Raw genomic sequence first — 22,418 nt, 5'->3', positions numbered from 1 at the left:
CTATTTTGATGTCCGCACTTATAATGTATCAAATTGATTTTAAGTGAGGATTAGTCAACATGAACCTAGAAAAGTTTGTTGACGAGCTGCCAATTCCAGAAGTCGCAGAGCCCGTCAAAAAAAACCCAAGACAAACATATTATGAAATCGCTATGGAGGAGGTGTTCCTAAAAGTTCATAGAGATCTGCCCCCAACCAAGCTATGGACCTATAATGGCAGTTTGCCTGGTCCAACCATTAAAGCGAATCGAAATGAAAAGGTCAAAGTGAAATGGATGAACAAATTGCCGCTGAAACACTTCCTGCCTGTCGATCATACCATTCACGCTGGACATCATGATGAACCCGAAGTCAAAACAGTCGTTCACCTGCATGGGGGCGTGACACCTGCAAGCAGTGACGGTTATCCGGAGGCTTGGTTTTCGCGAGACTTTGAAGCGACCGGCCCCTTCTTTGAACGAGAGGTTTACGAATACCCTAATCACCAGCAAGCATGCACATTGTGGTATCACGATCATGCCATGGCATTAACACGATTAAATGTATACGCCGGATTAGCTGGCTTTTATTTGATCTCAGATGCGTTTGAAAAATCACTCGAATTACCGAAAGATGAATATGATATCCCTTTAATGATCATGGACCGGACATTCCAGGAGGATGGCGCACTATTTTATCCAAGTAGACCAAATAACACACCAGAAGATAGTGACCTTCCAGATCCCTCTATCGTGCCATTTTTTTGCGGGGAAACGATTTTAGTCAATGGAAAAGTATGGCCATATTTAGAAGTAGAGCCTCGAAAATATCGTTTTCGTATCTTAAACGCGTCCAATACAAGAACTTACGAGCTTCATCTAGATAACGACGCCACAATCTTACAAATTGGATCTGATGGCGGCTTTTTGCCAAGACCTGTTCATCACCAATCTTTTAGCATTGCACCTGCTGAACGTTTTGATGTCATCATCGACTTCTCAGCTTACGAAAACAAAACGATTGTTTTAAAAAATACGGCAGGCTGCGGTCAGGATGTCAATCCAGAAACAGATGCGAACATTATGCAATTTAAAGTCACTCGTCCGCTCAAAGGAAGAGCAGCTAAAACATTACGTCCGATCTTCAAACCACTGCCACCGCTCCGGCCGAGCCGAGCTGATAACGAGCGAACGCTGACCCTTACTGGCACACAAGATAAATATGGGCGCCCGATTTTATTACTAGATAACCAGTTTTGGAATGATCCTGTCACAGAAAATCCTCGACTTGGCAGTGTAGAGGTGTGGAACATCGTCAATCCAACAAGAGGTACACACCCTATTCATTTACATCTTGTTCAATTTCGAGTGATTGATAGAAGACCATTCGATACAGACATCTATCAATCAACAGGTGAAATCGTGTACACGGGACCAAATGAAGCGCCTCCTTTGCATGAACAAGGATACAAGGATACAATTCAGGCGCATGCCGGTGAAGTCATTCGCATCATCGCTCGGTTTGTCCCATATAGCGGACGATATGTGTGGCATTGTCACATATTAGAACACGAGGATTATGACATGATGCGGCCGATGGATATCATTTAGTAAATATGAAACCTCCTCTCTCTTAATTGCGTAATATGAAAAGGGCTAACAGCTTCTATATATTAGCCCTCTATTTTCTTTTCAATCTCCATGAGAAAAAACGAACAATGTATCGCATGAATGGCATTTATTTGAACATTACACACTTAAAAAGTTGACGAAGTAAACCGATAATACTACTATATACCCATTACCTCTATCAAAAGGCACTTAAGAAACCAAGCACGAACAAATAGAAAATCGTCATAAAAAACGGAGGAGTTCAATTTGAATGAAGAAAAAGAGACTTGCCAGGTCAAGCAAGAAATAGTGGCAGGTAATAGGGAGAAGCTTTCAATTCATGAAAACGAGAGCATTCGATCAAACATTGAACAACTAACAATTGAACTCGGTGAACAAAAAGAATTCAATCACTTCATATTAGATGAAAAACAGAAGGCCATCAGCACATTATCCGCTCTCATTGCAAAAGGTGATTGTGATGAAGAGTTAAAAGCTCATTTTGTACAAGCATTACATATCGGGCTCTCTGTTATAGAGATTATGGAGATCATTAAGCACTGTACAAAGGTTGCAGGATTCCCTCATTCCATTAATGCCTTGTTTATTTTTCAAAACTTACTAGATGAAAACAATAAATAAATAAGAGAAAACGAGAAGTCTTCTGTCCTCTCGTTTTTTTATTTCCACTTACTTTACTCTCTTACGCTGATTCTGTCACAGTAGCAAAATATCAAAATACCACTCATTTCCTTATTTAAAAAGTGATGTTCATTTCACAAATCCGCATTTTTCACCAACACATCCCATGACAAAATAAAAAAACGTCCAGTTATATGAAATAACTGAACGCGCACCTTTTACCGATTGACAGTGAAATTGTTAACAATCCCGCCTTCTTTCTCCCAAGCGGTTTCTACTGTTTTCTTCTTAATATCATATTCAAAAATGGTTCTGACCTTCGCCTTTCGTCCTGTGTCATCCTTTAATTCCTTTGCGTTCTTTGCAACACCTAAGAAATAAACAGATGTACCATCCGCAGAAAATTGCGGCTGGGCAGCACTTAAAATACGCACATCTCGGCTATTTTTAACGAGTGTCTTCGTTTTTCCTGTATCTACATCCATCACCTTAATAGATGATACTTCTTTTTCATTTCGAACCTTCACTTCTGTATAAATGAGTTTGTTATGATCTGGTGAAAAAGAAATATCATTGATGGTTTGAGAAATACGTGCAATTCGCTTACCCTTCTCACCTGTTTGTAGGGTAATCTTCATGGTCGTTGGTTCAGGATCCATTCCTTTTTCATTTGCCTCATCCGTCTTTTTATAATCCTCTTTTAACGAATAATGCTGAATGGCCAACAGATTTGATGCTGGATCATAAGCAAAAGAACTCACCGTATCATCATCACTTTTTTCTGGATATAACACTTTCACTTTCTGTGTTTTCAAATCAAAAGATGCTACATAAAATTGCTCACCTGAATCCTTGTTATACCTTAAATATAACTGTTTTCCGTCACCAGAAAGTCTCATACTGTCGATTGAATCGTCACTCGTAAAGAGCGTTTTTTCTTTATCCGTTTTCACATTCAATTCCCGTATACTTACTTTTTGTGTGTCTTCATCTGTATACGTGTAGTATAAAAGCTGTTTCGACTGATCATAAGCAATTGAAGGATATGCTGTCAGTTTCTCTGTATGAAGCGCCTTGTCATGCAAGTAATAAGTATTGTTTAACTTTTGATCCGTAAATGAAACAAGCAATTCGTCTTTTGCATCTTGATTTGTTTTCACTTTTCCTGCCTGTTTTGCCTCTTGCCCCGGCTTCATCATGAAGAAGATGACGGCCGCAATTGCTGCGACTACAATCACTGTGACGATCCACCATGTTGATTTTTTCATTGATTTTCAGACCCTCTCCACAAGAAAAGAAGCCAGAAAATGAACTTTTCCCGCTTCTTTGCATGCCTATGTATTAATAAGTGTAATGCCCTTTGACGACACCTTTACTCGTTTTATACCCAAGTGCTTTGAATGCTTTCGGACTTACGTCTAATACTGCGTTTGGCATTCTACCTACATCATATTTATATACTGTAATCACTTTATGTGGTTTCGCTTTTGTTGTCACTCTTAGTTTTGTACCTTTTTTCGGTACGTCAAATCCCATTTTCGTTGCTGCATCCCAATGACCGAGTTTTTTTCCATCTGCGCCTTTTTTACCGACACCATTATACCAAGTAATATTGCCGCTTACTTTTTTTGCACTTGCTCCATGTGAGAAACTAAACGCTAAAAATAAACTAGCTACTGTTACGATTGTCGCGATAAGCTTTTTATTCATTAAAAAATCCTCCGTATTTGGTTTCTGACCCTATTATACATGAAGATGCACCCAGTTATTTTACAGTCACATTACAATTCGAATACAAGTTGACCACTTAATGACCGATTTTGTTCATAAATTTCACCAAAAACAGCCAGAACATTGTCAGTAGATCCCTCCCTTTCGTTTTATATAATAGAAATGAATCAAATATAAGGAGGAATTTTCATGAAAAAGTGGTTCATCGTTTTGAGTGTAAGTTTGACCTTCGTATTGATGCTTTCAAGTATTCCTGCCTCTGCGGCTAGTCCTCGTCACGGCGCCATCGTGACACAAACGGATGAAGCCAAATGGTCAGGTATCACGGCTGATATTGTGCTGCCAAAAACAGCAACCATTAAAAATGGCTATGCCGACTGGTATCTTGGTCTCGGTTCTGCCGTTGTTGAAAGCGGGATTTCAAAAACATCTTCTGGTTATAAGGTATTCCTGGGCACCGGCTCCCAAGGCGGCAGTCAATATTGGAACAGTGAATACGATTCAAGTATTAAAGATGGTGCACGTGTCAACTTAAAGCTCATCAACAATGGTGATGGCACAGTGTCACTATACGTCAACGGGAAACTGCGCTATAAGCAGCCTGTTTACAACCCTAGCCGTCTGAAAGACCTCGATGTCGTCAAAATGGTACACGGCGTACAAGATAATGGAACAAACAGCTACTCGCAAGCAAGTTTCTCTAATGTACAGCTCCGTGCAAATACATCTGGAAGTGTCTACAAAAAATGGGACGGCACCGTCAAATCATCTCTTTTACGCAAAAATCTAGAATCTGGTGCTCCGGCTCCAAAATTCACGGTCATTTCGTCTATCCCACTTAGTACAACCCTTTCAGCACAATAAAACACGAGCACCCAACTTTGGGTGCTTCAAAATTGCTGACAAAGAGCTAAAATGATTTTATTTTAGCTCTTTGTCTTCTTTTCAGCGTGCAAGAAAACCTTTGCAGTCTAGGAAGGGCGAGCACCGGCGCGCAGGCCTGACACCGAATGCGAGGGTTTGTCTACACGCTGGAGCACCCAACTTTGGGTGCTTTTGATTGTTCACAGCTTATCAACACTTCTCTTTTAATCAAAACATCAATTCGTGGTAACATAAGCATACATACTTTGAAGAACAAAGGAGAAAGAACGTGAGAAAAAGTCTACTTGTTTTCATGAGTCTTGTTGCAACCTTCTCTATCCTAGCAGCTTGCTCAAATACGGCAAAAGAAGAAAAAACAGAATCTACGGCACTTCCAACGATTAATGAACGCATTCAAAATGAAACGAAAGAGGTCATGGAGCAGTCTAAGCTCGTAAAAGACACAGCGATCACCGTTGATCAAAAGAAAAAAGTCATTTCCTTAAACGTGACGGCTTCATCTGAGACCAATAGTGATTACGCTGAAGTCATTGGTTTGAACTTTGCCAAAACACTAGCTATTGGTGCATCCACTGAAAAGGAAAACAACCTGCATAAACCGGAAAATGACAGCCTCGGCGCCCTCTACTCCTTTTATGACCTAAACATTACCGTGAAACAGGAAAACGGAAAAGTACTGGCAAAAGGAAAGAAAACAACAAACGAAACAAAGATTACCTGGGAGAGAGCCCAGTAATTGGACAAGAAAATCCTTTATGGATTTTCTTGTTTTTTTTAACAAAACTATTAACATTGTGAAAAGAATGCCGATGAGTAAGATTGTGTTGGTTCTTAAGTACCAATAATTCTTATTTACATATCGGAGGAAAGTATTATGAAAAGAACAACGGAATTTGTTTTAGGCTTAATTGGAGGTATTTTTGGGTTTTTTGGTGCAATGTTTGCCATTGCCTTTGGAGGACTCGATGCCGCATTTAGTGAATCAGGTACGAGTCAAATCACAGGATTAGGCTGGGCAGCAATGCTTTTCTCTATTCTTGCGATTGTGGCATCTGTTATCGTGAAGAAAAAAGCAAAGCTTGGCGGGATTTTATTATTAGTATCTGCTGTTGGTGGTATTATTTCTATTTCTATGTTCTTTATCCTTCCAGCTGTATTAATCCTCATCGCAGGATGCATGGGTGTGTTTAGAAAAGAGCCTGTCAAAACAGTTCCAGCTGAATAAAGTTGATATAAAAAAGCTTGTAGAGGGTCGCTCTACAAGCTTTTTTCATTGTATATTTTCATTTAAATCTTCTCTTATGATATCAATCAGTGTGTCAATATCCGAGTGAGTTCTAGATGCTAATCGTACCAGCAAATGATCGATATACTCATACAAATGACGATCTTTCAACATATACTTCCCATAATACGGAGTGACAAAGAAATAGAGCAAATCAGCTACTTCTAGTGCAACGTCATCACCAACTTCATTCTTTAGCGCCTCCCCAACACATTGGATCAGCCAATTCAAATCTTCTTTCTTTTCAATCGGAACGTACATCAGCTGATGAATACGGTCCGTATCTCCCGTTTGTAAAATCTGCTCCGCTGCTCCCTTTGATAGAGCACCAATCTCTTTAGAAGATATATTAAGAACCGCGAATTCATTCTCTGATCTGTCTTGATCCATTTGCAGCACGTTTTGGTCCATCTCGACTCACTCCCCGTTCTCAGATACTTTTATTATAAGGAATTCATCTGATTTTTTATGGAAATAGTGGATTTTTTTATGTAATTTTAAACAAAAAAAGAACCAAATGATATGATTCAATCTCAATTGACATAAAAAAACCATTGCACTTTATTTCAATCTATCTCAATATATGTATGTTAGTAGATTGAAAGGGATGAGAGAAATGAAGATGAAACACCCGTGGATCAAAGGAATTATTGTCAGTGTGGTTCTCGTACTTGGGCTTGGAATCTTTCCTGTCCAGCTGCCCTTTTTACACATGACTCATGCGACACCAGTCGCAAAAGCAGCCGCACCGAAATACGTGACAACAGCGAATGTTCATCTTCGCAAGGGACCTGGAACAAAATATTCAGTGATATTGACCATTCCAAAAGGGAAAAGGATTCCTTATCTTAAAAAGAATGGTTCATGGATTCAAACAAAGTATAAAGGAAAGACGGGTTACGTCAGCTCTCAATATATCAAAAAAGCAGGCAAAAGCTCACCAGCTTCATATGCTGCTCCTTCCACTAAAACGCCAGGTACGTATGTAAAAGGGATATTGGTTGTGAATAAGAAACATAGACTCCCATCTTCATACAATCCCGGAGAAAACAAACAAGCGAGAAAAGCAGTAAACGCTATGATCGCGAAAGCAAAAAAAGCAAACATCCGACTCACCGCTTTTAGCACCTTCCGTTCATACGACCGTCAGCGTGTCTTGTACAACAATTACGTCGCCTCTCATGGCAAAAAACAAGCAGATCGATTTAGCGCAAGACCAGGCTATTCCGAACATCAAACCGGCCTTGCTTTTGATATCGGCGGTGCCAATTCAAAACATTGGGCTGAAGATTCTTTTGCCAATACAAAAGAAGCGAAATGGCTGGCCAAACATGCCCATGAATTTGGTTTTATCATCCGTTATCCGAAAGGTAAAGAAAAAGTGACAGGCTATCAATATGAACCATGGCACCTCAGATACCTCGGATCAAAAAATGCGAAAAAAGTGAAAAAGAGCGGCAAAACCCTTGAAGAATATTTGAACATAAAAGGATAACAACAAAAGCACTCTTTTTCTTCAGAGTGCTCTTTTCATATATTCTCTTCTCTCTTTTTCATCGCAGCCGCCATTTCCACTTCACCCTCTGCTTCCAGCTGTTCAATAATGCGAGCATAATCTCTTTCATGGCGATTTTGGCTTAACTTAAAAGCAGCTTGAACTTCATCAATGATGATTTTGAAGCCCACAATCCCTTTCATTTGTTTCTCTAACAGTTCCTCAGACAACGTATCCCATAACACTGGCTGATCTCTATGACTTTCATATGTCTCCAGCATCGCTGTTAATTCCTTGACCAGTTCTGATTTTTCGAGCAGTGCAGCCTTTCCATATACATGTACAGCTTGATAATTCCACGTCGGTACGGCTTCTTTCTCATACCATGAAGAGGATATGTAGGCATGCGGCCCTTGAAAAATGACGAGCACCTTCTCATTTTCTTCAAACGTTTTCCACTGAGGATTTCCAATCGCCATATGCCCTGAGATCACATACGAATCGCCAATTTGATGAAAACTCACTGGAATATGTGTCGCAATGGGCTTTTCATTCGTTGTCGTCACAACTGTAGCAAATGAATGAGATTGAATAAATGATTTGATTTTCTCCATATCTTTCACTTGAAAAAATGATGGTATATGCATGTTCCCTTCCCCCTTTTTGATTACCTCAATGTTTTGGTCATAATGAAGTCCATTTGCTCCTCGTCCCCCATTTGGAAAGCATGCACTCCTGTTTGAACAAACCCAAGATTTTGATAAAATGCCATGGCGGCTTTATTATGCTCCCACACACCAAGCCAAACATCACGTTTATGATGTTTCTCTGCAATTTCAAAGGCTTGATTCATTAAATATCGACCTAATCCTAGTTTTTGAAAGGACTGTTTGATATAAATGCGTTCAATTTCTAATGTGTCATCACCCATCTCTTCTGACTGTGCATCGTCCATATTGACCTTTAAATAACCAGCAAGGCGCCCATTTACTTGAACCAAATAAAATTGTGAAAAGGGATGTTGTAATTCTTTTAGCAGCTGGTTCGAATGAAAAGCTGTCTTCACATATGCGTCGATATGCTCCGCCTTGTTTTGCTCCTGAAACGTTTCTATAAAAGTATCGATTCCGATTTTTTGCAGATCTTTTATATGTTGTTCATTACACCGAATGAGCGTGACGGTCATGAAGTAACCCCTCCTTAGTCATTAGTAGCTTCTCTTTTTGCCTTTTTTCACATCTTCCCAATCTTTTTCGATATTCTTTCGCACCCTCAAAAGATATTGATAAATCTGTTCCGCTTCCTCTTCAGAAAACCCATCCAGCGCTACCCGATTTGAATGATCATGTTCTCGTTTGATCATTGGATAGACGACTTTCCCTTTCTCAGTTGGAAACAGCTTCTTGATTTTTTTATTCACTGAGTCATCTTTTTTCTCAATAAAACCATGCAGCTCTAATTTTTGAATAGCCCGGGCAGCCGTTGTTCGATCTACCTTGATCATCTCCGCTAGTTTTTCCTGAATGATGCCAGGCTCCTCACAAATACGCACAAGATACAAATACTGCCCCTTCGTTAAATCATACTCTTTAAATTCAATATTACTAATGGAATCAAGCGCCCGAGCAATCACGCCAATCTCCCGCAAAATTTCTCTCATTTATCACGCCTCTTTTTTATTGTATTTACATAAATTTTAAAAATTAGTATAGCTCATGAATATTGTATATGCAATAAAAAGCCCACTTCCTCTCTGGAAGTGGGTTCAACCTCTTATTTATCACGCCTCTTCGATCCAAACAATCCAAACACGACAGCCAGTGCAACAATAATCGCCACCCAAGTCGTAAAGCCCATATGATCACCGCTTTTCTTTTAAAATCATCTCATCTCTTTATGTTAGATAAAACCAAAAAAATCACTGTCTCTTTAGTTAACGGATGTAAAGCGGTGAAAGTTTCAATTCATTTAACGCTCTTAACCAAAAAATAGACAAAACAAAAACCCCTATATTTCAAGGGGTTTTCGAGGGGTGTTACATCATTCCACCCATGCCACCCATGCCGCCCATATCCGGCATTCCGCCGCCTGAGCCGCCTTCTTCTGGTTTGTCAGCTACGACTGCTTCAGTTGTAAGAAGCATAGCTGCTACAGAAGCTGCGTTTTGAAGTGCAGAGCGAGTTACTTTTGTTGGGTCAACGATTCCTTTTTCGATCATGTTTACCCATTCGTTTGTTGCTGCGTTAAAGCCTACGCCAATTTCTTCGTTTTTCAAGCGCTCAACGATGACTGATCCTTCAAGACCTGCGTTGTGAGCGATTTGACGAATTGGCTCTTCAAGAGAACGTAGAACGATGTTGACACCTGTTTGAACGTCACCATCAGCTTCGATGGAAGCGACTTTGTTGTATACATTCACAAGTGCTGTACCACCACCGGATACGATACCTTCTTCAACTGCTGCACGAGTTGAGTTCAGTGCATCCTCGATGCGTAGTTTACGTTCTTTTAGTTCTGTTTCAGTTGCAGCACCAACTTTGATGACAGCAACGCCGCCAGCTAGTTTTGCAAGGCGTTCTTGTAATTTTTCTTTATCGAATTCAGAAGTGGTTTCTTCTACTTGAGCACGGATTTGGTTCACGCGTGCTGCGATTTGAGCAGAATCTCCTGAGCCTTCTACGATCGTTGTGTTCTCTTTTGTGACAACCACTTTAGACGCACGGCCAAGCTGACCAATTTCAGTTGATTTCAGGTCAAGTCCTAGGTCTTCTGTGATTAATTCTCCGCCAGTTAGAACAGAGATGTCTTCAAGCATTGCTTTACGACGGTCACCGAATCCAGGTGCTTTTACTGCCACTGCGTTGAATGTTCCACGAAGTTTGTTCACAACAAGTGTTGCAAGTGCTTCGCCTTCTACATCTTCAGCAATGATCAATAATGGTTTTCCTTGTTGTACGACTTGCTCAAGTACAGGAAGGATTTCTTGAATGTTTGTGATCTTTTTATCAGTGATTAAGATGTAAGGATTTTCAAGAACCGCTTCCATCTTATCAGAATCAGTTACCATGTATGGTGAAGCGTATCCACGGTCAAACTGCATTCCTTCAACCACTTCAAGCTCAGTTGTGAAACCTTTAGATTCTTCAATTGTGATGACACCGTCGTTTCCTACACGCTCCATCGCTTCAGCAATGAGGCTGCCGACTTCTTCATCTGCTGCAGAAATAGACGCAACTTGAGCAATTGATTCTTTACCTTCGATTGGTTTAGAAATCTCATGCAAGCCTTCAAGTGCTACTTTCACTGCTTCTTCGATTCCTTTACGAACACCAACAGGGTTTGCACCAGCTGTTACGTTTTTAAGACCTTCACGGATCATCGCTTGAGCTAGAACCGTTGCAGTCGTAGTACCGTCACCAGCTACATCGTTTGTTTTGCTTGCAACTTCTGCCACAAGTTTTGCACCCATGTTTTCAAATGCATCTTCTAACTCGATTTCTTTTGCAATCGTTACACCATCATTTGTGATAAGTGGAGAACCGAATTTTTTCTCAAGAACCACGTTACGTCCTTTAGGTCCTAAAGTTACTTTTACAGCATCTGCAAGTGCATCTACACCACGTAACATCGCACGACGTGCTTCTTCACTGAACTTAATATCTTTTGCCATAATAACGAAACCTCCTCAGTCTTTTTAGAAATATATCTCAATCTTTGTTTATGTGATTAACCAATAACAGCTAAAATGTCGCTTTCACGAAGGATTAAATATTCTTTTCCTTCATATTTCACTTCAGTACCTGCATATTTTGAGAAGATAATGCGGTCGCCTGTGTTTACTTCTAACGCAACGCGCTCACCACTTTCAAGTACACGACCTGAACCTGCTGCAACAATTTTACCTTCTTGCGGTTTTTCTTTTGCAGAATCCGGTAAGACAATACCGCTAGCGGTTTTTTCCTCAGATTCAACGAGTTCAATGATTACGCGATCGCCTAATGGCTTTAACATAAGAAACAACCTCCTCAATTATTATATGTAGTCTTTTTTAGCACTCATCACTAGTGAGTGCTAACACATTTATTATAATAAAGAATGTCTTCTGTAATTTCAAGTAAAAACCTTTAAAAATTTTTACGCTTTCATGATCTTTTTTTATCACCGATTCTTTCCTTTTCAACGAAAAAGAAGACTTGTGTTACAATAAATCTAGTTCTTTTAGTAAAGGGGTTTTCGTTACTTGAAAAAACAATATTGGTACATCATCTTAACGTATATATTGGTGCAGGTTTCTGCGATTCCTTATGTGTTCATCATGAAGTGGTTAGGTTACATTCAGACACCGATGACACAAGCAGAGCTCTCTGAATTGTCAGGAACCTGGACAATCATCAGCTTCTGTATTGGACTAATCATTATTCTGCTCATCCTTCGGACTGTACCAAAAGCTTCACTCCGAAATGAAGCACCGGCATCAGTCGGCGCGGCAATCGCTTGGATCATTGGCGGTTTCTTTCTTTCCCTCTTTGCACAATCCATTGCGGGGGCGATTGAACAATATGCATTTGGCATTAGCCGAGAATCCGAAAATACTCAAAACATTTTAGCCATTATGGATGCAGTTCCATGGCTTGTCATCGTCATCGCTCTGATTGGACCGATATTAGAAGAAATCATTTTCCGAAAAATCATTTTTGGTGTGGTTTATGAAAAAACGAATTTTTTCATTGGCGCACTTGTCAGTTCAGTGGTTTTTGCTGCTGTACACAATGATTTCCCACATATCTTGCTCTATACCGCAATGGGCTTTACCTTTGCCTTTTTATATGCGAAAACAAAACGAATCATTGTGCCAATCGGCGCACACATGCTGATGAACTCGCTCGTCATTCTTGTGCAGATTGAGCCAGTAAGAAAAATGATTGAAGAACAATCTCAAACAATGCAAATGATTATTGGAGGCTTTTTCTCATGAGAAACCCTGTCGTATGGGGCATTATTTATTTTGCCGTAGGTGTGGCGTTCACCTATATGGCCATTCAAAATCCAGGTGACATGTGGTCATTTTACAGCATTTTGCTGATGGTGTTTGCGGCCTATAATATTAATATCGCGTTAAAAATGTTTGCTTTTTCTGTCAAAATGAAAAAACAGCAGCAAAAATAAACAAAAAACCATTTTCCGCCGTTTGGAAAATGGTTTTTTTATGGAGGTCATGTTTTCATGGAACACGAAAAACTGAACATCATGAACAATCAGCATGAAACGATTGGTACAGCCGCTCGATCTGATATCCATGCTGAGGGCCTTTGGCATGAGACCTTTCATTTCTGGCTTTTAAAAAAGGAAGATGACACAGTGTTTCTCTATTTTCAGCTGAGGAGTCCCGCCAAAAAGGATTTCCCTTCTCTATTTGATATCACAGCAGCAGGCCACCTTCTCGCAGATGAACAGCCTTCTGATGGCATCAGAGAAGTCGAAGAAGAGCTTGGTCTCTCCATCTCGTTTGAGAACCTTACCTTTGCTGGTGTCATTAAAGATGAAATCCATCTGCCTTCGTTTACCGATCGTGAGTTTTGCCATGTGTATCTTTATATGGATCAAAAAGAGCACATGGATGTCCATCTACAGAAAGAAGAAGTTGCTGGACTTTATAGAGCAAGGCTGATGGATGCACAGCAGCTTTTAAATAGAGAATGCGAAAAAATGAATATCGAGGGCTTTGAAGTGGATGCAGACGGCAAGCGACGTGAGGAAAAGAGAGAGGTCCATGTACATGATTTTGTCCCGCATGAACCTGCCTATTATGAGCATCTCTTTCAAGCAATCAATCAATTTCTTTCACAATAGAAAAAGCATCGTGACCCCTATTAGGATCACGATGCTTTTTTATGAGACAACATCATTTTCTTTCTCCTCTGTCTCTGTTTGCTGCATTTTGCGATAGGTCACTCTTGAAATGACAATACTCACTTCATACAAAACGAGCATTGGCAAGGTAACCATGAGGTGAGAAACGATCTCTGGCGGTGTAATCAGTGCGGCAATGACAAGGAGGACAAAATAGGCATACTTCCGGATTTTTGATAAAAACATCGGTGTGATGATGCCAAGTCTTGTGAGAAACATCAACACGACAGGCATCTGAAACAAAAAGCCAAATGGAAGTGTTAACTGCATCAGAAATGTAAAATACTCATGAATCCCAATCACTTGCTCCACATGTAAATCATTTGACATCCGTATCATAAAATCGACGACAAATGGAAACAAAATAAAATAAGAGAAAGCCACACCGCTCAAAAATAAAAGCAGTGCAATCGGAATATAAGCAAGTGTCACCTTTCTTTCTTTTTCATATAAGCCAGGACTCACAAACGCCCAAAGCTGATATAAAATCACGGGACACGTCAAAACAAGAGCAATGACAAAAGCGAACTGCATAAACACGTACAGTGGATCTGTGAGCTTAAATGCGTTCAATGTCAGTGTGGCCGCTTCATCGGTATTTTGTAAATACACAATGACCGGCTTAGCGAGAAAAAAACCTGCCACCATAAAGGTGACAAAAAACATCGCAATGATCACTAAACGTTTTCGCAGTTCCACAATATGCTCCATAAGCGGCATATCTTTGACATTCATGAAGCTCATCCTATTCTACTGATCTTCTTTTTTCTTTTTTTCTTCCTGATCATCAGCTAAACCTTTTGTGGCATTTTTGAATTCACGTAATGTATCTCCTGCTGCTCTTCCTAATTCAGGAAGCTTTTTCGGCCCAAAAATAATGAGCGCAACAACCGCAATCAGAACCAAACTTCCAGGACCGATCGGACCCATTTGCTCCACCCCCTTTACCCCTTTTCGTCAGTCCTCCTGTGTAACAGAGTAATGCTTTAAGAAATACACAAGAGACTGAAGTTCAACCGCCAAATCTATATGATGAATTCGAATGTGTTCCGGCACATTCAATCGAGCCGGCGTAAAGTTAAGGATTCCTTTGATGCCAAGGGCAATCAAACGATCTGTAATGGATTGAGCTGCTACGGCAGGCACTGTCAAAATCGCAACAGGAATATCTCCTACCTCTTGCACATGCTCTTCAAGCTTATCCAAATCATAGACAGGCACGCCGCCTATCTCACTTCCTATTTTACTCTCATTGACGTCAAAAGCCATTGAAATTTTTGTATTATTATTTTTAATGAAATTATAGTGTAAAAAAGCAGTCCCTAAATTCCCGACACCGATGAGCATGACATTCGTCATTTCATCTTGGTCAAGGGTCTTTCTAAAGAAGGTCAAGAGGTAATCGACGTTATAGCCATACCCTTTCTTCCCAAGTGCACCAAAGTAAGAAAAATCTCGGCGAATGGTGGCAGAATCCACTTTGACTGCATCACTAAGCTCTGCCGATGACACCCTTTGTTTTCCTGATGCATGCAGATTTTTTAAAAAACGGTAGTAAAGCGGCAAACGTTTGGCTGTCGCTTGTGGAATTTTTGACTGGTCTATATTCATATAAGATCCTCCAACTTAAATATCAGATGCTCTGTGAAAATCACCGTTTTTCCCGCCTGTTTTTTCTACTAGATAGGTCGGGCCGATGATCATCCCTTTGTCTATTGCTTTGCACATGTCATAAACGGTCAGTGCACATACTGAGGCAGAAGTGAGCGCTTCCATCTCCACACCCGTACTTCCTTTTGTTTTCACCTGTACTTGTATGTTCAGAATGTACGCATTTCCGTCTTCCTCCCAATCAAAGGAGATATCGACACCTTTTAATGCAAGCGGATGACACATTGGAATGATGCTGGACGTTTGCTTTGCTGCCATAATGCCAGCTACCTGTGCGACAGATAGTACATCCCCTTTTCCAATGTCATGCTTTTGTATTTGATGAAATACTTCTTTTATCATACGAACGCTTGAAACAGCAACGGCAGTTCTCACTGTAGACGATTTGTCACTAATGTCGACCATCTTTGCTCTTCCTTGTTCGTTAAAGTGGCTAAATTGACTCATCTTTCAACGCTCCCTCACTCAAATCATACACTATTTTTTCCTATCTGTCTTTCATTTGACCATGGCAGCCGTATGTAAGATTTGCCGGTTTACTGCTGATAAGCTACACTTAACATATTATAGCAGAGGTGAAGTTACATGATGATTCTACAAGTGAATCAGCTGTCCAAATCGTTTGGCGCTGATACCGTTTTAACGAATATAAAATTGGAAGTCAAAGCGAGGGATCGTATTGCCATTGTCGGTCGTAACGGTGCAGGAAAATCCACGCTTTTAAAAATCATTGCCGGTCAAATGTCTTACGAACAAGGTGAGATCATCAAACCGAAAGACCTATCCATTGGATATCTAGCACAGCATACAGATGTGACGTCTACACGTACGCTAAAAGACGAACTACTATCCGTTTTCGATCATTTAAAAGAAATGGAACAAGAGATGAGAACCATAGAAGAGAAAATGGCTTCTTCCACAGGAACAGAATTAGATTCTCTAATGAAAACCTATGACAGACTGCAGCAAGCATTTAAAGATCAAGGCGGCTACCAATATGAAGCGGATGTCCGCTCCATTTTACACGGACTCGGCTTTAGTCATTTTGAAGACCATACAACCGTCCAATCCTTAAGCGGCGGTCAGAAAACCCGTCTAGCGCTTGGAAAGCTATTATTGATGAAACCAGAACTCTTGATTTTGGATGAGCCAACCAACCATCTAGATATTGATACCTTATCATGGCTTGAGCAGTATTTGCAAAATTATACAGGAGCCATCCTCATCGTTTCCCATGATCGATACTTCTTAGACAAAGTCGTGAACCATGTATATGAAGTGTCAAGAACAGCGATGAAAAAGTTCGCAGGGAACTATAGTAAGTATCTTGACCAAAAAGCTGAGCAGCTAGAGCGTGATATGAAGCTGTATGAAAAACAGCAAGAAGAAATTTCGAAGCTTCAAGATTTCGTGGATCGCAACTTAGCAAGAGCCTCCACCACAAAGCGTGCTCAAAGCAGGCGGAAACAGCTGGAACGGATGGATCGTTTAGATAAACCGTTAGGAGATGAAAAATCCGCAAACTTCCATTTCGATATTATGAGGCAAAGCGGAAATGACGTGCTGAAGGTGCATGATCTCGATATTAGTTACGATGAAAAAACGCCGCTCCTCTCCTCCCTCTCTTTTCATATTAAACGGGAGGATAGCGTGGCACTCATCGGCCCTAACGGTATCGGGAAATCAACTCTTTTAAAAACCTTAACGGATACGTTAAAACCAGTAAAAGGCGAGATCAGCTTTGGTTCTCATGTGACGATTGGCTACTATGATCAGGAACAAGCCAAGCTGACATCCTCCAAAAAAGTGTTAAATGAACTTTGGGATGATTTTCCCCATATGACTGAAAAAGACATTCGGACTTGTTTAGGAAACTTCCTTTTTTCAGGTGATGACGTCTTAAAGCCTGTACATGCATTAAGCGGTGGAGAAAAAGCACGACTTGCACTGGCAAAGCTGATGCTCCAAAAAGCCAATTTCCTCATTCTCGATGAGCCGACGAACCATCTTGATTTAGACAGTAAGGAAATATTAGAGAATGCACTAATAGATTATCCAGGCACCATCTTGTTTGTTTCACATGACCGTTACTTTATCAATCGCCTGGCAACAAAAGTTCTCGAGTTGTCACCAAATGAAACAAAAGAATACCTCGGTGACTACGATTATTATCTTGAAAAGAAAAACGAACAATTAGAGCTTGAAGCACTCCAAACTCAGGAGACGCATAAAAAACAAGCAGAAAAACCAGTAGAAACAGCAAAACTTTCCTATGCAGAAGAGAAAGAACTCAAAAAGAAAGAAAGACAAAAGCAGCGCCGAATTGAAGAAATTGAAGAGCGTATCGCTGTCATCGAAGACAAACTTGGTGAAAACGAAGAGCTTCTATGTGATCCTGCTATTTTCCAAGATCACGAGAAAGTACAAGCCATTCAAACAGAAAATGATGCGCTCAATCAAGAGATGGAATCACTTTTTGCGGAATGGGAAGACCTATCAGATGCATAAAGAGTGCCCTAACGGGTGCTCTTTTTTTAAGGCGAGAATCTTTATCCACAATGATACCCACAATAATCTCTTGATTATTCTTAAATATTTTAAAGTTATCCACTTTATCCACAGCATTTTAATCACATATCCACATAAAAGATCATATTTATACACATTCTCTTCATTTTAAAACGAATTTTCTAACAATTGTGGATATATAACGTTTACATGTGAATAAATCGCTTTCATTTCAATAGAAAAAACTCCTGTATATCCACAGGAGTTCCAAATTGTTGACAAAGGGCTAAAATGAACTTGATTTTAGCCCTTTGTCTTCTTTTCAGCGTGATAGAAAACCTTTGCAGTCTAGGAAGGACGAGTACTGGCGCGGAGCGAATTTGATATTCGTGAGCACCAGCACGCAGGATTGACAAAGAATGCGAGGGTTTGTCTACACGCTGAAACTCCTGTATCCACAGAAGTTCTTATTCATAGGAAACAAGCGGCAGTCCAGGTTGACCGTTCATTGCCATGTCGCCTCTTATTCCCTTTTCATATGCAATGGTTCCCGCAGCAGCAATCATGGCTGCATTGTCTGTACAAAGAGACAATGGCGGAATCATGACATTCACTTCAGGTAGCTTCGCAAATGCTGAAGTAAGGGCTTCTCTAAGACCTTTATTCGCAGCAACCCCGCCAGCTAGAACGACTTGTTTCACACCATACGCTTCAGCCGCTTTTAATGTCTTTCCGACTAACACCTCAATCACGCTTTCTTGGAAACTTGCAGCCAAATCCTCTGGCGCAATGGTTTCACCCTTTTGAGACGCATTGTGTAGTGTGTTGATAACCGCTGATTTTAAACCGCTGAAGCTAAAATGATAGGACCCTTCTTCAAGCCACGCTCGAGGAAGCTTAATCGTTGGCTCCCCTTCATGTGCCAATCGATCAATGTGAGGTCCCCCTGGATATGGCAGACCCATTGTCCGAGCTACTTTGTCATACGCTTCTCCAGCCGCATCATCCAACGTTTCACCAATGACCTCAAAAGACCCATGCTCTTTCATCAAAACAAGCTCAGTATGCCCACCAGAGACGACTAGAGCTAAACAAGGAAACACCAGTTCACCAACGAGCTGGTTCGCATAAATGTGTCCAGCAATATGATGAACACCTACAAGCGGAATTTGATGTGCGAAACTCAGTGCTTTGGCTGCATTAACACCTATTAAAAGTGCACCAACTAAGCCCGGTCCTTCTGTCACAGCAATGGCGTCTACATCCTGAAAGGTCATATTGGCCTGCGTCATGACTTCTTCTAATACGATCGTCATTTGTTCCACATGATGCCTTGAAGCGATTTCTGGTACCACGCCGCCAAATCGTTTATGGCTTTCTATTTGTGAGGCGACAACATTCGCTACGATCTCTTTCCCATTTTTCACAATGGACGCAGCTGTTTCGTCACAGCTTGTTTCTATACCTAATATGAATCGATCTTTTTTTTCACTCATTTATCTTCACCCACATGACTAATGCATCTTCCCCGTTATCCGTATAATAATTCTTTCGAATAGAAGCTGGTTTAAAACCTAGCTTTTCATAAAGGGATTGCGCTGGCGTATTTGATACCCGCACTTCTAGTGAAAGATGATCTGTCTTTTTTTCTTTGCAAAATTCCATGACATATCGAAGCAGCGCTTCCCCGTATCCTTTTCCCCGGTGCTCAGGGAGAATCGCAATATTCGTAATTTGTGCATCATCCATGACAATCCAAACGCCGCAATACCCAACAGGCTGACCATCTTCTTCAATGAGGAAATAATGGCTGTATTGGTTATGGAGAATTTCATAGACAAACGACTCTTTTTTCCAAGGCGCTGTAAACGAATGCACTTCAATCGTATATACCTCTGGGATGTCCTCTACTGTCATTCTTCGCATCTCTACTGTGTTGAGATTATTTTTGTCCTTCAAGCCATTTCACTTCCGCTTCTGCCAAACGAATATAATTAGGAACAAGCTGATGGACATCTTCAGAAGGGCGGTCTGCCCCTAAAAATGCGAGCACTGAAGGTCTTGGGTTGTGAAATGCCTCGTCTGCGATCACAGCAGTTTCTCCAAGTATGGAGAGAACATTCTCTTGATGAAGATGCACATCATGTCCAAGAAATAAAACAGGGTTCCCTTCCTTTTTCAGCTCTTGAAGCCAATCAGTGAGCAGGATATTTTGATCTGGTTTCGCTTCTTTTATCTTTCCACCTTCAAATGTATATAACCCTGTATAAACTTGTCCTCTTCTTGCATCAAATATAGGAGAAATCATTCCATCAAAATATCGAGCATTTGCCGCCAGCGTTTCTAAACTTGAAACAGCAGCTATCGGGATAGACAGCGTCCAAGCAAGTGTTTTTGCAATGGTCACACCGATTCTAACGCCAGTGTAAGAGCCGGGTCCTTTGGCTACAACAATTTTGCTTAATTCGTTCGGTGCTACGCCGCATTCTTTCATCAGTGCTTCAACTGTCGGCATTGCACGTACTGAATGATTCTTCTTTAAGTACGTAATACTTTCCCCAACCACAGTGTCATCACGGACAAGAGCTATTCCGAGTGTATGGTTTGACGTATCAATTGCCAGTATGGTCAATGTCTTTCATCTCCTTACAAAGGGCCTCATAGCGCTCCCCTTTTGCATAAAACGTAAGATGACGTTCTTCTTCACGTTCTGTTCTCAGCATTTCAATTTTTAAATACGATGAAGGCAATTGAGGTTCAATGAGATGTGCCCATTCAACCAAACATACACCTTCCCCCTCAAAATATTCGCCCAGTCCAATATCTTCTTCCGCATCTTCCATACGATACACATCCATATGATAAAGTGGCAGTCTGCCATCCGTATATTCTTTAATAATTGTAAAAGTAGGGCTGTTGACGATACGGGTAATACCTAAGCCTTCTGCAAAACCTTTTGAAAAAGTCGTTTTACCTGCGCCTAAGTCTCCTTCTAATGTTAAGACATCGCCGGGCATCACAAGTGTAGCCAAGGCAGCAGCAATTCGTTTCGTCTCATCCGCACCTTTTGTTGTCCACGTTAACTTCATGGTGGAGTCACCTCATTTCTTAAAATGATTATATCCTTTTTTCATTAAAATTGTTTGTTGATCGTGGTCTTTTAAAATAACGCTGGACGCTCGATCATCTTTGACTTGTCCAATTCGCGTGACCTGAATGTGATCTTTTTTACATTGCGTCTCAAAACGCTTCCAATCCGTTTCAGGAATCGTACCAGTTAAGACAAAATCCTCTCCACCGAACAAGACCCATTCAAGCCATTCTTTATGTAACAACGGTAGATGTGGATGTTTTGGGAGCTGATCAGCTTCAATTTCAATCGTCACACGACTGGCTTCCGCTATTTCGTTTAACTCACTCGCTAATCCGTCACTCACATCATTCAAGGTCACCCGGGGGAAGCTTGAACAAATAAGGCCAGCAGCAATATGCGGCTGCGGCATTTTGTGTCGCTCTAGAAAAAAAGCAGTGTCAATCGAATGTGCAGCATTTACTTCATTCATTAAAAGGGATAGCCCAGCAGCTGATGAACCTAGTTCACCTGTGACAAAGACAACGTCTCCTGTCTGAGCACTATGACGGTAACAGGCTGTTCCCTTTGGAATCTCACCAATGACCGTTACTGTGATGACAAAGTCACTGCGGGTGGCTACTGTATCTCCACCGATTAAATCCATATGATATCTATCAGCCAATGCTTTCATTCCCTCGTAAAAAGCTGCAACAATTGCTTCATCCCCATGAGGGGGGATCGCAATTGATACAAGATAATACTTAGGGGTTCCTCCCATGGCTGCAATATCACTGATATTCACTGCCAACGCTTTAAATCCAACCTCAAAGGGTGTGGAAAAATCAAATCGAAAATGGACATGCTCTACCATTGTATCAACACAAACGACCTCTTCACAATGTGAATGAGGTTGATAAACACTAGCATCATCACCGATGCCCATGACCAAAGAACGCTGATGCGTTTCTTTTGGTGTAATTCGGCGAATAAGATCAAATTCATCCATAAAAGACAGCCCCTTCATACAATCAACTGATTGAGCAAACATGATGTCTGACACAGTTAGTATTAGTGTAGCGAATATGAGCCTCGGTTCCAACTAAAAACGATATAAAGAAAGCCTGGTATAAAAAAACCAGGCGTTGTTTGTTGAAGTCATGATCTTTTCTTATCACATTTAGTGTAGCCAAACACAAGGAGTTTCATTGCATTTAGGATACTTATTGAAAGAAAAAGACATAAAAAAAAACGAAACTATACGTTTTCGTTTACAAGTCATAAAAATGGCGGTCCGGACGGGACTCGAACCCGCGACCTCCTGCGTGACAGGCAGGCATTCTAACCAACTGAACTACCGGACCATTTTGGCTGTACTCAATGAGCACTCGCTACTTAATAGGTAAAATAATTTGGTTGCGGGGGCAGGATTTGAACCTGCGACCTTCGGGTTATGAGCCCGACGAGCTACCGAACTGCTCCACCCCGCGACGATATAAAATGACAAGCTTGGCGGCGTCCTACTCTCACAGGGGGAAACCCCCAACTACCATCGGCGCTGAAGAGCTTAACTTCCGTGTTCGGTATGGGAACGGGTGTGACCTCTTCGCTATCGCCACCAAACCTGATGGA

General features: G+C 40.9%; 27 protein-coding genes, 2 tRNA genes and 1 rRNA gene. 10 read left to right on the top strand and 20 right to left on the bottom strand.

From position 1 onward, the window contains the following. Nucleotides 1-59 precede the first annotated feature (59 nt). Nucleotides 60-1,589 (top strand): multicopper oxidase family protein, encoded by a 1,530-nt coding sequence (locus ACSBQP_RS15855; protein ID WP_017359847.1) that lies wholly within the window; start codon nt 60-62, stop codon nt 1,587-1,589. Nucleotides 1,590-1,856: 267 nt separating this feature from the next. Then, complete coding sequence (locus ACSBQP_RS15850) at nt 1,857-2,231, top strand: carboxymuconolactone decarboxylase family protein (RefSeq protein ID WP_046342826.1); 375 nt, start codon at nt 1,857-1,859, stop codon at nt 2,229-2,231. A gap of 218 nt (nt 2,232-2,449) precedes the next feature. On the opposite strand, the gene ACSBQP_RS15845 is transcribed toward ACSBQP_RS15850, so the two are convergent. After that, complete coding sequence (locus ACSBQP_RS15845; RefSeq protein WP_435028602.1) at nt 2,450-3,499, bottom strand: hypothetical protein; 1,050 nt, start codon at nt 3,497-3,499, stop codon at nt 2,450-2,452. 73 nt (nt 3,500-3,572) lie between these two features. Continuing rightward, nucleotides 3,573-3,941, bottom strand: coding sequence for an RlpA-like double-psi beta-barrel domain-containing protein (locus ACSBQP_RS15840; protein WP_003213878.1), 369 nt, complete (start codon nt 3,939-3,941; stop codon nt 3,573-3,575). 210 nt (nt 3,942-4,151) lie between these two features. Here ACSBQP_RS15840 and ACSBQP_RS15835 point away from each other — a divergent pair, with 210 nt between their 5' ends. The 3 genes from ACSBQP_RS15835 (at nt 4,152) to ACSBQP_RS15825 (ending at nt 6,072) form a co-directional block, all read left to right on the top strand. Beyond that, nucleotides 4,152-4,826, top strand: coding sequence for a hypothetical protein (locus tag ACSBQP_RS15835; RefSeq protein ID WP_435028601.1), 675 nt, complete (start codon nt 4,152-4,154; stop codon nt 4,824-4,826). A 289-nt stretch (nt 4,827-5,115) separates the two neighbouring features. Beyond that, nucleotides 5,116-5,583, top strand: a complete 468-nt coding sequence (locus ACSBQP_RS15830) for a hypothetical protein (RefSeq protein ID WP_017366718.1) — start codon at nt 5,116-5,118, stop codon at nt 5,581-5,583. Between the two features lie 138 nt (nt 5,584-5,721). Then, nucleotides 5,722-6,072: a DUF4064 domain-containing protein gene (locus ACSBQP_RS15825; protein ID WP_008344359.1), complete on the top strand. Its 351-nt coding sequence runs from the start codon at nt 5,722-5,724 to the stop codon at nt 6,070-6,072. A gap of 45 nt (nt 6,073-6,117) precedes the next feature. Here the strand turns inward: ACSBQP_RS15825 and ACSBQP_RS15820 are convergent, their stop codons facing one another. Further along, nucleotides 6,118-6,543 carry a hypothetical protein gene (locus ACSBQP_RS15820; RefSeq protein ID WP_435028600.1) on the bottom strand — a complete coding sequence of 142 codons (426 nt, stop codon included), beginning with the start codon at nt 6,541-6,543 and terminating at the stop codon, nt 6,118-6,120. Nucleotides 6,544-6,748: 205 nt separating this feature from the next. Here ACSBQP_RS15820 and ACSBQP_RS15815 point away from each other — a divergent pair, with 205 nt between their 5' ends. Next, nucleotides 6,749-7,627 (top strand): D-alanyl-D-alanine carboxypeptidase family protein, encoded by an 879-nt coding sequence (locus ACSBQP_RS15815; protein ID WP_019743784.1) that lies wholly within the window; start codon nt 6,749-6,751, stop codon nt 7,625-7,627. 35 nt (nt 7,628-7,662) lie between these two features. Here the strand turns inward: ACSBQP_RS15815 and ACSBQP_RS15810 are convergent, their stop codons facing one another. The 5 genes from ACSBQP_RS15810 to groES all read right to left on the bottom strand — a co-directional run bounded on the left by ACSBQP_RS15810 (nt 7,663) and on the right by groES (nt 11,638). Continuing rightward, nucleotides 7,663-8,274 (bottom strand): FMN-binding negative transcriptional regulator, encoded by a 612-nt coding sequence (locus ACSBQP_RS15810; protein ID WP_081114873.1) that lies wholly within the window; start codon nt 8,272-8,274, stop codon nt 7,663-7,665. A gap of 20 nt (nt 8,275-8,294) precedes the next feature. Further along, nucleotides 8,295-8,813, bottom strand: a complete 519-nt coding sequence (locus ACSBQP_RS15805) for a GNAT family N-acetyltransferase (RefSeq protein WP_058214261.1) — start codon at nt 8,811-8,813, stop codon at nt 8,295-8,297. A gap of 21 nt (nt 8,814-8,834) precedes the next feature. Then, entirely contained in the window at nt 8,835-9,287 is a 453-nt protein-coding gene (locus ACSBQP_RS15800) for a MarR family winged helix-turn-helix transcriptional regulator (protein ID WP_435028599.1), read from the bottom strand. Between the two features lie 375 nt (nt 9,288-9,662). Continuing rightward, nucleotides 9,663-11,297, bottom strand: a complete 1,635-nt coding sequence (groL, locus tag ACSBQP_RS15795) for a chaperonin GroEL (protein ID WP_007496015.1) — start codon at nt 11,295-11,297, stop codon at nt 9,663-9,665. Nucleotides 11,298-11,353: 56 nt separating this feature from the next. Then, nucleotides 11,354-11,638 carry a co-chaperone GroES gene (gene groES, locus ACSBQP_RS15790; RefSeq protein WP_003214120.1) on the bottom strand — a complete coding sequence of 95 codons (285 nt, stop codon included), beginning with the start codon at nt 11,636-11,638 and terminating at the stop codon, nt 11,354-11,356. Nucleotides 11,639-11,867: 229 nt separating this feature from the next. Here groES and ACSBQP_RS15785 point away from each other — a divergent pair, with 229 nt between their 5' ends. From ACSBQP_RS15785 to ACSBQP_RS15775, 3 genes are read left to right on the top strand one after another with little or no spacing between them, the layout of a single operon-like run. Then, the gene (locus ACSBQP_RS15785) at nt 11,868-12,602 is read left to right on the top strand and encodes a CPBP family intramembrane glutamic endopeptidase (protein ID WP_326115349.1); all 735 of its coding nucleotides are present in this window, start codon (nt 11,868-11,870) and stop codon (nt 12,600-12,602) included. Next, nucleotides 12,599-12,793 carry a YdiK family protein gene (locus tag ACSBQP_RS15780; protein ID WP_017366710.1) on the top strand — a complete coding sequence of 65 codons (195 nt, stop codon included), beginning with the start codon at nt 12,599-12,601 and terminating at the stop codon, nt 12,791-12,793. Before ACSBQP_RS15785 ends, ACSBQP_RS15780 begins: the two co-directional genes overlap by 4 nt. Nucleotides 12,794-12,850: 57 nt before the next feature. Then, nucleotides 12,851-13,477 (top strand): NUDIX hydrolase, encoded by a 627-nt coding sequence (locus ACSBQP_RS15775; RefSeq protein WP_435028598.1) that lies wholly within the window; start codon nt 12,851-12,853, stop codon nt 13,475-13,477. A gap of 39 nt (nt 13,478-13,516) precedes the next feature. Here ACSBQP_RS15775 and tatC read toward each other — a convergent pair whose 3' ends face one another. The 4 genes from tatC to moaC are packed head-to-tail and all read right to left on the bottom strand — an operon-like array spanning nt 13,517 to nt 15,655. Beyond that, on the bottom strand, nt 13,517-14,281 hold the full coding sequence (tatC, locus tag ACSBQP_RS15770) for a twin-arginine translocase subunit TatC (protein ID WP_135226948.1): 765 nt from the start codon (nt 14,279-14,281) through the stop codon (nt 13,517-13,519). Between the two features lie 6 nt (nt 14,282-14,287). After that, nucleotides 14,288-14,467, bottom strand: coding sequence for a twin-arginine translocase TatA/TatE family subunit (locus ACSBQP_RS15765; RefSeq protein ID WP_008344374.1), 180 nt, complete (start codon nt 14,465-14,467; stop codon nt 14,288-14,290). Nucleotides 14,468-14,494: 27 nt separating this feature from the next. After that, nucleotides 14,495-15,148, bottom strand: coding sequence for a redox-sensing transcriptional repressor Rex (locus tag ACSBQP_RS15760; protein WP_008355687.1), 654 nt, complete (start codon nt 15,146-15,148; stop codon nt 14,495-14,497). Between the two features lie 15 nt (nt 15,149-15,163). After that, nucleotides 15,164-15,655 carry a cyclic pyranopterin monophosphate synthase MoaC gene (gene moaC / locus ACSBQP_RS15755; protein WP_026050052.1) on the bottom strand — a complete coding sequence of 164 codons (492 nt, stop codon included), beginning with the start codon at nt 15,653-15,655 and terminating at the stop codon, nt 15,164-15,166. Nucleotides 15,656-15,793: 138 nt separating this feature from the next. Between moaC and ACSBQP_RS15750 the strand changes: the two genes are divergently transcribed. Next, a complete protein-coding gene (locus tag ACSBQP_RS15750; RefSeq protein WP_017359856.1) occupies nt 15,794-17,716 on the top strand; it encodes an ABC-F family ATP-binding cassette domain-containing protein in 1,923 nt (640 codons plus the stop codon). A 467-nt stretch (nt 17,717-18,183) separates the two neighbouring features. Here the strand turns inward: ACSBQP_RS15750 and tsaD are convergent, their stop codons facing one another. The 8 genes from tsaD to rrf form a co-directional block, all read right to left on the bottom strand. Next, on the bottom strand, nt 18,184-19,212 hold the full coding sequence (gene tsaD, locus ACSBQP_RS15745; protein WP_081114954.1) for a tRNA (adenosine(37)-N6)-threonylcarbamoyltransferase complex transferase subunit TsaD: 1,029 nt from the start codon (nt 19,210-19,212) through the stop codon (nt 18,184-18,186). Further along, nucleotides 19,205-19,633 carry a ribosomal protein S18-alanine N-acetyltransferase gene (rimI, locus tag ACSBQP_RS15740; protein ID WP_008344382.1) on the bottom strand — a complete coding sequence of 143 codons (429 nt, stop codon included), beginning with the start codon at nt 19,631-19,633 and terminating at the stop codon, nt 19,205-19,207. Before rimI ends, tsaD begins: the two co-directional genes overlap by 8 nt. A 25-nt stretch (nt 19,634-19,658) precedes the next feature. After that, a complete protein-coding gene (tsaB, locus tag ACSBQP_RS15735) occupies nt 19,659-20,348 on the bottom strand; it encodes a tRNA (adenosine(37)-N6)-threonylcarbamoyltransferase complex dimerization subunit type 1 TsaB (protein WP_427214594.1) in 690 nt (229 codons plus the stop codon). Then, entirely contained in the window at nt 20,329-20,805 is a 477-nt protein-coding gene (gene tsaE, locus ACSBQP_RS15730; RefSeq protein ID WP_007496038.1) for a tRNA (adenosine(37)-N6)-threonylcarbamoyltransferase complex ATPase subunit type 1 TsaE, read from the bottom strand. Before tsaE ends, tsaB begins: the two co-directional genes overlap by 20 nt. Before the next feature lie 12 nt (nt 20,806-20,817). Then, nucleotides 20,818-21,795 carry a thiamine-phosphate kinase gene (gene thiL / locus ACSBQP_RS15725; RefSeq protein ID WP_041093276.1) on the bottom strand — a complete coding sequence of 326 codons (978 nt, stop codon included), beginning with the start codon at nt 21,793-21,795 and terminating at the stop codon, nt 20,818-20,820. A gap of 278 nt (nt 21,796-22,073) precedes the next feature. Beyond that, nucleotides 22,074-22,150: transfer RNA gene (locus ACSBQP_RS15720), tRNA-Asp, on the bottom strand. Nucleotides 22,151-22,199: 49 nt separating this feature from the next. Continuing rightward, nucleotides 22,200-22,276 (bottom strand) — tRNA-Met (locus tag ACSBQP_RS15715). Between the two features lie 17 nt (nt 22,277-22,293). Further along, nucleotides 22,294-22,409 (bottom strand): 5S ribosomal RNA (gene rrf / locus ACSBQP_RS15710). Between the last annotated feature and the right edge of the window lie 9 nt (nt 22,410-22,418).

It is taken from the genome of Bacillus sp. G402, assembly GCF_051172515.1.
Lineage (GTDB): Bacteria > Bacillota > Bacilli > Bacillales > Bacillaceae > Bacillus > Bacillus altitudinis.
Note: the sequence above shows the minus strand (reverse complement) of the source record. Positions and strands in the feature narration are given on the sequence as shown.